Below are 9,164 nucleotides of genomic sequence, written 5' to 3'. Positions count from 1 at the left end.
AGGATTTCGCCGAAACCGCGGCCGACTGGTTCTGGGAGATGGACGAGCAGCTGCGATTCTCGCGCCTGGAAGGGAATTTCAGCGAAACCATGGGAGTTCCCAAAGAATACGTGCTCGGCAAGACGCGGCAGGAATTGTACTCCGGTCAAATGAACGATCCGAAGTGGGTGCGTCATTTCGAGGACATGGAATCCCGCCGGCCTTTTACGGACTTCGAAATTAAATGGACATCGACGCGTGAAAAAACAGAAAAAATATTTCTCATCAACGGCAAGCCTTTTTACGACAATGAAGGTGCTTTCCGGGGATACCGGGGAGTCGGCCGCGACGTAACCGAAGCCCACGCGTTATCCACCCAGCTGACGTACCAGGCCAGCCACGACACCCTCACGGGGCTGGTGAATCGCCGCGAACTGGAACGGCGCTTGCAGCGGGCACTGGAATCGACGAAAAAGGATTCGGCGGTACATGCCTTGTGCTATCTCGACCTCGATCAGTTCAAGGTGGTCAACGACACCTGCGGCCATGTTGCCGGCGACGAATTGTTGCGCCAATTGGCGAAAGTACTGCCCAGGTGCGTGCGTCACCAGGATACGGTGGCGCGGCTCGGTGGCGACGAATTCGGGGTGCTGCTGGAGCATTGCTCGAAAGATCAGGCATTGCGCGTCGCCGAGGCCATGCGCCGGATGGTCGCTGACTTTATTTTCTTATGGCAGGACAAGACCTTTAACGTCGGCGTGAGCATCGGATTGGTGTCGATCACCCAGGCAACGGATAATTTCAGTGCCTTGTTAAGCGCGGCGGATAACGCTTGCTATGCCGCCAAAGATCTGGGGCGCAACCGCATTCACGTTTACGACGAAACCGAAGCCGGGATGGTCAGGCGGCACGGCGACATGCAATGGGTGACGCGGATCCATGAAGCTATCGAAGAAAACCGCTTTGAACTCGCTTTCCAGCCGATCGTTTCCGTCGAAAGTTTCACGCCGGGCCAGGATAGCGGATGGGATCATTTTGAACTGTTATTGAGAATGCGGGACAAATCGGGAAAGCTTATTGCACCCGGGGCGTTCCTGCCCGCGGCCGAGCGTTACAATCTCATCAGCAAGCTCGACCGGTGGGTGATCAGCACGGCGTTCCATTGGTTGGCGCGCCACCCAACGCATTTGAAACGGGTCGATCACTGTTCGATCAATCTCTCGGGGCAATCATTCGGTAACAAGGAATTTTTGAGTTTCGTGCTGGGAATTTTCAAAAACGGCGGGATGCCGCCCGAGAAGATCTGTTTTGAAATCACCGAAACCTCGGCCATATCCGATCTGGCGGGTGCAATCGACTTTATCAAGGCATTAAGGGAGGTCGGCTGCCTGTTTTCGCTGGACGATTTTGGCAGCGGCCTGTCATCGTTCGGCTATCTCAAGAGCCTGCCGGTTGATTTCATTAAAATCGACGGTTTGTTCGTGAAGGATATCGTGGAAGATCCCATCAGTTACTCCATGGTTAAATCGATCAACGATATCGGACATGTCATGGGCAAGAAAACGATTGCCGAGTTCGTGGAGAATGAGGCGGTATTGAGCAAACTGCGCGAAATCGGCGTGGACTATGCACAAGGATATGGCATTTGCAAACCTCAGCCCCTCGATGAGCTGCAGTTAGTGCCGGTTCGCAAAAACCTCAGGGTAATCCAGGCGCGTTGATTGAAGTCCACTCCGCCATATACTGTTATCCCGCCAGCAACCAGACAAAAAAAGTGACGATGGTCGTCAAGACCGCTGCCATCACCAGAACTCGATAAACCGGATTTTGTTCTGCCTGGCTCAATGCCCGGGTCAGTCGTCGCGAATCGTCCGGCACCTTGATTTTGGGCGGGGTTTTGTCCCCCAGAAATGCCGATACTTCCTGCATAAAAACCGTGCATGCCGGTTCGTTATCGAGGAACAGGTGGTTGTTACCGTCCATGGGCACAAATCGGGCATTCGGAATTCTGGCGGCGAGCTCCTGGCCCAGGCTGAACGGCACCACGCGATCACCACGGCAGTGAAGCACCAGCGTCCGAGTTTTTACCTGCGATAGAAAATTCGACACGTTGATATCCGATATGGCCAACAGCAGTTTTTCCGCGTTCTCCGGGCTTGCCGACACGCGTTGCAGATCATTAAACCAGCGCATGTGCTCGGCACCGGCATCAGGGATATAAAGCGTCGTGAACATTTGCCGGAATACATGATGGTCGCTCCCCCATCCCTGATGAACCAGCGCGCGTAACGCCTCGACAAGCTCTTTTTCCTTGGGATCACCCCGATGAAAACGCCCGCGCGCGTATGCACCGTAGAGAATCAGGTGGCTGACCCGCTCCGGATGACGCACGGCATACTTGATCGCGACCGCTCCACCTTGAGAAATACCGAGCAGGGCGAAACGTTCCAATGAAAGCTCGTCGACCACCGCTGTTAGGTCTTCCACCCAGGCATCGACCGACATTTCGGATATGTCGCGCTCCGATAGTCCGGTACCACGCTCGTCGTAGCGCACCAGCCGATGTTGTGCCGAAAGCCCTTGCAAAACATGACGCCAGACCGGGCTGCGCCAGTCATGTTCCAGATGGGACAACCAGTTCGCGGTCTTTACAATGGGAAGACCGGAGCCGACAGTAGCAAAGGCGATGGACACCCCATCCCGCGTCGTGCAATACCTGATTTCCTGGTTCATGGTTTGTTTATATATCACGGCGATAACAACTTCGCCTGAAATGTTGCGTTACCAAAATCCGGCACTGCATGTTATTGCGGATTTCCGATAAACCGAAATGCCAGGCCAGCCCCCTGACTTATCCGCGTCGCGTTCCAGGTTGCCAACGGTGTGATGCAGGCCTACTGCGATCGAATACATGCCGTGATACACTTCGTTTTCGAAAGCTGAATATGGCGGTGAGAGCCGGTCCCCTCGGTGGCGGAAGCCTGTGAACCCGGTCAGGTCCGGAAGGAAGCAGCCGCAGCAGACATTTCGGGTACTGGGGTGCGGCTGGCTCGAACCGCCACCCATTCAGGAACGCCATTTTGATAATGAACCGACACCCGTGAGTTACCAGGTATTAGCGCGCAAATGGCGGCCCCGCAATTTCTCCGAGCTCGTGGGCCAACAACACGTGGTTCAGCCGCTGGTCAATGCGCTTGACCATGGCCGGCTGCACCATGCCTTCCTTTTCACCGGCACGCGCGGCGTGGGCAAGACCACCATCGCCCGTATTCTCGCCAAATCGCTGAATTGCGAAACCGGCGTTACGTCGCAGCCCTGCGGAAAATGCAGTGCCTGCGTGGAAGTGGACGAAGGCCGTTTTGTCGACCTGATCGAGGTGGATGCCGCCTCGCGCACCAAAGTGGATGACACGCGTGAACTGCTGGACAACGTGCCCTACGCGCCGACCCGCGGGCGTTACAAGGTGTATCTCATCGATGAAGTCCACATGCTTTCCAGCCATAGTTTTAATGCACTGCTGAAAACGCTTGAAGAACCACCGCCGCATATCAAGTTTCTGCTTGCCACCACCGCGCCGCAGAAACTGCCGGTGACCGTGCTGTCCCGCTGTCTGCAATTCAACCTGAAACGGCTTCCGCTCGATCAGATCGCCTCTCAGATTCAAAAGATTCTGGATGCAGAAGGCATCGTCCATGACGTTGCTTCCATCAAGTTGCTGGCGCGCGCTGCCGACGGGAGCATGCGCGACGGACTCTCGCTGCTCGATCAGGCGATCTCCTACGGCGGCGGCCAGGTTAATGAGCCGGAAGTACGCGCCATGCTCGGTACCATCGATCAGAATTTCATTGAAAAAATTCTGCAAGGACTCGAGGCCGGCGATGTCGCAAATCTGCTCAAGACCGTGTCCGAGGCCAACGAATTCAGTCTGGATTACGAGATCGTGCTGAAGGATTTGCTGCTCGCGCTGCACCGGATCGCCCTGGCGCAGGCCGACCCGGCGCTTGCGGGCGAGGAGGGCGGGAACGTGCTGGTGCACGCAGGCGCCATGTCGCCGCAGGACGTGCAGCTTTACTATCAGATCGGCGTGATGGGCCTTCGCGACCTGTCCTATGCGCCGGACCCGCGCAGCGGGCTTGAAATGATATTGTTGCGCATGGTCGCCTTTCGTCCGGCCGAAGAGATGGAGAACCGATCCAAGGCAACGGCGGCTGCGCCACCAACGCCCGGGATTAAACCGGTTGCCCCGATGGCCGCGCCCGTCGCCGGTGCATCGTCGCCCGATGCCAGTGGCACGGCAGCCAGGTGGGCGGATGTGGTCGCGCGGCTTGGTTTCACCGGATTATTACGTGAACTCATTTCTCACACGACTCTTGAATCGCATTCCAAAGGCGAGATGGTGCTGGTTCTGGAGGAGTTACACGCGAAGCTGTTCAACAAGGATCGCGAGTTGGAATTGAAATCGGCACTGGAAAAGTATTACGGTAACCCGATACGATTGAAGGTGCGTGTTGGAAATCACGCCGTTGAAACACCCGCCAAGGAGAAAAACCGCGTAATGGATGAGCAATATCAAGCCGCGGCCCAGGCCATTGCGGACGATCCCAATGTGCGCGCGTTTCAGGATAAGTTCAATGCACGAGTCAATCCGGCTTCGATTCGGCCCAAGCCCTGACTGGACACGAGGAAAACATGAAAGGCGGACTGGGAAATTTGATGAAACAGGCGCAGGCCATGCAGGAAAATTTGCGCAAGGCTCAGGAACAGTTGGCGTCCATCGAGGTTACCGGCAGCAGCGGCGGGGGCATGGTGAATGTCACCATGACATGCCGGCATGACGTCAAACGCGTGCAGATTGACCCGAGTTTGATGCAGGATGACCGGGAAGTACTGGAAGATCTGGTCGCGGCTGCCATCAACGACGCCGTTCGCAAGGTGGAGAAAACCACGGAAGAAAAAATGGCGGGATTCACCTCCGGACTCGGCCTGCCGGGGATGAAGCTGCCATTCTGAATAAGCAATAGACAGGATTAACAAGATTTTTCAGGATTAACAGGATTTTCGAAAATGAGAGACGAAATTCATCAATCATTCTCAATTTTATTTTTTAATCCTGTAAATCCTGTTCTAATCCTGTAAATCCTGTCCTTTCGGATTTTTCCATGAACGATGTCACCATCCTCGAAGCGCTCAAGCAGGCTCTGCGTCGGCTCCCCGGTGTGGGCCCGAAAAGCGCGGGTCGCATGGCCTATCATCTGCTGGAGCGCGATCGCGAGGGGGCGCGTGAAATCGCTCAGGCACTGACCAACGCACTCGAACGTATCGTACACTGCCGGCGTTGCAACAATCTGAGCGAATCGGATTTGTGTCCGATATGCACGTCGCCGCGGCGGGACAAATCGCTTCTGTGTGTCGTCGAATCGCCATCCGATCTGGTCTCGCTCGACCAGTCGGGCGTTTATAACGGCCTTTACTTCGTGCTCATGGGCAGGTTGTCGCCCCTCGACGGCATCGGTCCGGATGAAATCGGCATACCGCATCTTGAGACGTTGCTTGATGAAGGGACAATTAAAGAAGTCGTGCTGGCCACCAATCTGACCGTCGAAGGTGAAGCCACGGCGCACTTCATCGGCGAGCTGGTGCGCGCCCGTCACATTAAGGCAACGCGCATTGCCTACGGCGTGCCCATCGGCGGCGAGCTGGAATTCACCGATCGCAACACGCTCGCCCGGGCGCTGGCCGGTCGGCGCGAGGCGTAATATATTGAGAGGCAAGCAGGGACACTGATCACCGCCCTGGTTGAGCCAGGCACTGACAGTTCGAGGCTACGCAAGGAACCCGCGGCCACATGCCAAATGCGTCGCTGCTGTCAGTCGTATTTCTCATCTTCACCGCGGCGCCGCTATATTTGCCACACTGGCGCTGTCCGTGCGCCAGGCGCTGATCGTGTCCCGCATTGTGTAATAATCAGTAATTGTTCTATCCGACAATTGCTTACGAAATGCCGGCACTTTCTCAAGTTGCGTGCAAGGTACAGCTACACCGGGCAGGTCGGCGTCAGCTTGCGCAACTACGTAACCATATATAGAACGGCGAAACCCGTCATAACCCGGAAAGCGAAGGAAACATGCCCCACAGCATCAGTCTCATAACCACCATTGCCATCGGTTTGGGATTGGCGATGGTCATGGGCTTGGTGGTGTCGCGATTCAGGATACCGCCCCTGGTCGGTTACCTGATTGCGGGGATCATTATCGGCCCTGGAACTCCGGGCTTTGTTGCCGATGTCGAACTGACCGCACAGCTCGCGGAAATCGGTGTCATGCTGCTGATGTTTGGTGTCGGGCTGCATTTGTCATTCGAGGATTTGCTGGCGGTCCGGCGCATTGCGGTGCCGGGGGCCATCGTCCAGATCGGCGTTGCCACGGCGTTGGGCATGGGTGTTGCTTTGTCCTGGGGCTGGACTTCCGGTGAGGCGCTCGTCTTCGGTCTGGCTCTCTCCTGCGCCAGCACGGTCGTGCTCCTGCGCGCGCTCGAAGATCGGGGCGTCCTGGAGTCGGTCAATGGTCGGATCGCGGTGGGCTGGCTGGTCGTCGAAGACTTGGCGATGGTACTGGTGCTGGTACTGTTGCCCGTGGTGGCGAGGCCGCTCGGCGGGCTGGACGCCATGGCACAGGCCGGCTCGAGCGATAACGTATGGATGGTTCTCGCGATCACACTTGGCAAGGTTGCTGCTTTCGTTGCCTTGATGCTGGTCGTGGGGCGCCGGCTCTTTCCCCGGCTGCTGTTTTGGGTCGCGCGCACCGGCTCGCGGGAGTTATTCACGCTGTGCGTGATTGCCACGGCGCTCGGCGTTGCCTACGGTTCCGCCAGGCTGTTCGACGTTTCATTCGCGCTGGGCGCGTTCTTCGCCGGCATGATGATGCGCGAGTCGGAGTTCAGTCACCGGGCCGCAGACGAATCGCTGCCACTACGCGACGCGTTCTCGGTGCTGTTCTTCGTCTCGGTCGGCATGCTGTTCGACCCGCAGGTGCTCGTCGAACAACCTTTCAGGGTGCTGGCGGTGGTCGGCATTGTCATGATCGGTAAGACGCTCGCCGCCATCGCGCTGGTGCTGGTGTTTCGCTATCCGCTTAACACCGCCCTCACCGTCGGCGCGAGCCTGGCACAGATCGGCGAATTCTCGTTTATCCTCGCCGGTCTCGGCGTCGCGCTCAGCCTGCTGCCCGTCGAAGGTCAGAGCCTGGTGCTGGCCGGGGCGCTCATCTCGATTGCTTTCAATGCATTGGTGTTCGCCGCCATCGAACCGGCGCAGGCCTGGATACGGCAACGCTCGAGTCTCGCCCGCCGACTGGAGCGCCGGGACGACCCTCTGGCCGAGCTTCCCATGTCGGTCGATCAGTCCCGCCTCACCGGGCAGGTTGTGCTGGTTGGTTACGGGCGGGTCGGGCGGCGGATCGCCGACGCTCTCGGCGGGCGAAAAATCCCATTTGTCGTGGCCGAACAGAACCGCGAGTTGGTGGAGATGTTGCGTGCGCGGGATATTCCCGCTGTCTCGGGGGACGCCTCCGATCCGGCGGTTCTGATTCAGGCCCATATTGCGCGGGCGGGCATGTTGGTCATCGCCACGCCGGATACCTTCAATGTGCGCAAGATGGTCGAGGTCGCCCGCACGCTGAATCCGGCGATAGAAGTCGTGTTGCGCACGCACAGCGAGGAGGAAGCCGAGCTGCTGCAGAAGGAGAATGTCGGCAAGGTTTTCATGGGTGAATATGAACTGGCGCAGGGCATGGCACGGCATGTGCTCGACCGTATGGAACACCCGAAGCATGGCTGAAGATGATTCTCGCGACAGGAATGCAGTCATCACCGGGCTGGATAAAGCCATGATAGGTATTTTCACTGCAACATGCGGCTGTCTTGCCGATCGCGGTGCGCGATGATCTCCGCCGCAACTGATGTGCTGATCATAGGTTGTGGCGACATCGGCGAGCGCGTTGCCGTGCTTGAACGTTCTGTGGGCCGCCATGTTACGGGTCTGGTTCGCTCTGCCGGGTCCGCGCGGCGGCTGCGTGCCGCAGGGATTCAGCCGATATCAACTGATCTCGATATGCCAGCGTCCTTGCGTGATCTGCCTGTCAAAGATGCCCTTATCTATTATTTCGCTCCGCCGCCGGGAACGGGTGCGACCGACCCGCGCATGGAAACGTTTGTTTCCATTCTCGACTCTTCCGAGTTGCCGAAACGCGTGGTGCTGATCAGCACGACAGGTGTTTATGGCGATTGCGCGGGGGAGTGGGTGACGGAGGACAGTCCGCCCAACCCGCAAGCGGACCGCGCCAAGCGACGGCTCGCGGCGGAAACCGTGCTGCGGCGCTGGAGCGAGAAAAGCGGGGTGCCGGTGGTGATTCTGCGCGTGCCGGGGATATATGGTCGGGGTTATTTGCCCGAGGAACGCCTGCGTGCCCGCGATCCGGTGTTACACGAAGAGGAATCGCCGTTCAGCAATCGCATCCATGCCGACGATCTGGCGCGGGCCTGCTTCATCGCCGGACATCATGCCAATCCCGGTATCATTTATAACATCAGTGACGGGCATCCCACGACCATGACGGATTTTTTCTACCGCGTGGCGGACGCGTTCGGCATCCCGCACCCGCCGGCGATTACCCTGGAGCAGGCGCGCCGGCGACTCGGAGCAGAGATGCTTTCTTATCTGGCGGAATCCAAGCGCATTGACAACCGGCGCATGCGCGAGGAACTGGGTGTGGAGCTGATGTATCCGGACTTGGCCGCCGGCCTGCCTTCCTGTTTTGACCGGTGCGGATAATCCGAGGTAAGCCCGTGCTTGTCACTCGCCCAGCAAGGCGTTGATCTTGGCGGCGCAGACGCAGTCGTTTTCCGACAACCCCTTGATGCTGTGCGTGCTGAAGCGCACGTGGCAGCGGTTATATCCCACTTCGATGTCCGGGTGATGATCCTCCCGATGGGCGACCCAGGCGAGCGCATTCACGAACGCCATGGTCTCGTAGTAATTCTTGAATTTGAACGTGCGGACAATTTCGGAGGCGGTGTCATTCAGCGACCATCCCGGAAGCTGTGCCAGCAACGTCACGGCCTGCGGGCGGGATAACGGCGGAGTCCCGGGCGCACACGGTTTGCAGGTTTTGCTTTTCAGGTCAGACATG

8 protein-coding genes and 1 other RNA gene are annotated in these 9,164 nt (G+C 57.9%); 7 read left to right on the top strand and 2 right to left on the bottom strand.

The genetic code is table 11. From position 1 onward, the window contains the following. On the top strand, window positions 1-1,700 hold a 1,700-nt coding region (locus WD823_RS00520; RefSeq protein WP_368427522.1), incomplete at its 5' end, for a putative bifunctional diguanylate cyclase/phosphodiesterase. A gap of 25 nt (window positions 1,701-1,725) precedes the next feature. Here the strand turns inward: WD823_RS00520 and WD823_RS00515 are convergent. Further along, complete coding sequence (locus WD823_RS00515) at window positions 1,726-2,712, bottom strand: alpha/beta fold hydrolase (RefSeq protein ID WP_368427521.1); 987 nt, start codon at window positions 2,710-2,712, stop codon at window positions 1,726-1,728. Between the two features lie 223 nt (window positions 2,713-2,935). On the opposite strand from WD823_RS00515, the gene ffs reads away from it, so the two are divergent. The 6 genes from ffs (at window position 2,936) to WD823_RS00485 (ending at window position 8,806) form a co-directional block, all read left to right on the top strand. Then, window positions 2,936-3,033, top strand: an RNA gene (ffs, locus tag WD823_RS00510) — signal recognition particle sRNA small type. Window positions 3,034-3,079: 46 nt separating this feature from the next. Continuing rightward, complete coding sequence (gene dnaX, locus WD823_RS00505) at window positions 3,080-4,651, top strand: DNA polymerase III subunit gamma/tau (RefSeq protein WP_368427520.1); 1,572 nt, start codon at window positions 3,080-3,082, stop codon at window positions 4,649-4,651. 17 nt (window positions 4,652-4,668) lie between these two features. Continuing rightward, on the top strand, window positions 4,669-4,989 hold the full coding sequence (locus WD823_RS00500) for a YbaB/EbfC family nucleoid-associated protein (protein WP_368427519.1): 321 nt from the start codon (window positions 4,669-4,671) through the stop codon (window positions 4,987-4,989). Between the two features lie 149 nt (window positions 4,990-5,138). Further along, a complete protein-coding gene (gene recR / locus WD823_RS00495) occupies window positions 5,139-5,735 on the top strand; it encodes a recombination mediator RecR (protein ID WP_368427518.1) in 597 nt (198 codons plus the stop codon). Between the two features lie 368 nt (window positions 5,736-6,103). After that, window positions 6,104-7,813, top strand: coding sequence for a YbaL family putative K(+) efflux transporter (gene ybaL, locus WD823_RS00490; RefSeq protein WP_368427517.1), 1,710 nt, complete (start codon window positions 6,104-6,106; stop codon window positions 7,811-7,813). Between the two features lie 102 nt (window positions 7,814-7,915). Then, window positions 7,916-8,806 (top strand): SDR family oxidoreductase, encoded by an 891-nt coding sequence (locus WD823_RS00485; RefSeq protein ID WP_368427516.1) that lies wholly within the window; start codon window positions 7,916-7,918, stop codon window positions 8,804-8,806. A 21-nt stretch (window positions 8,807-8,827) separates the two neighbouring features. Here WD823_RS00485 and WD823_RS00480 read toward each other — a convergent pair whose 3' ends face one another. Continuing rightward, window positions 8,828-9,163: a 4a-hydroxytetrahydrobiopterin dehydratase gene (locus tag WD823_RS00480; protein WP_368427515.1), complete on the bottom strand. Its 336-nt coding sequence runs from the start codon at window positions 9,161-9,163 to the stop codon at window positions 8,828-8,830. Window position 9,164: the final 1 nt, after the last annotated feature.

The sequence above is a fragment of the Sulfuricaulis sp. genome, from assembly GCF_040901545.1.
GTDB lineage: Bacteria > Pseudomonadota > Gammaproteobacteria > Acidiferrobacterales > Sulfurifustaceae > Sulfuricaulis.
The sequence above is the reverse complement of the archived record's forward strand: the minus strand, read 5'-3'. Positions and strand labels throughout refer to the sequence as shown.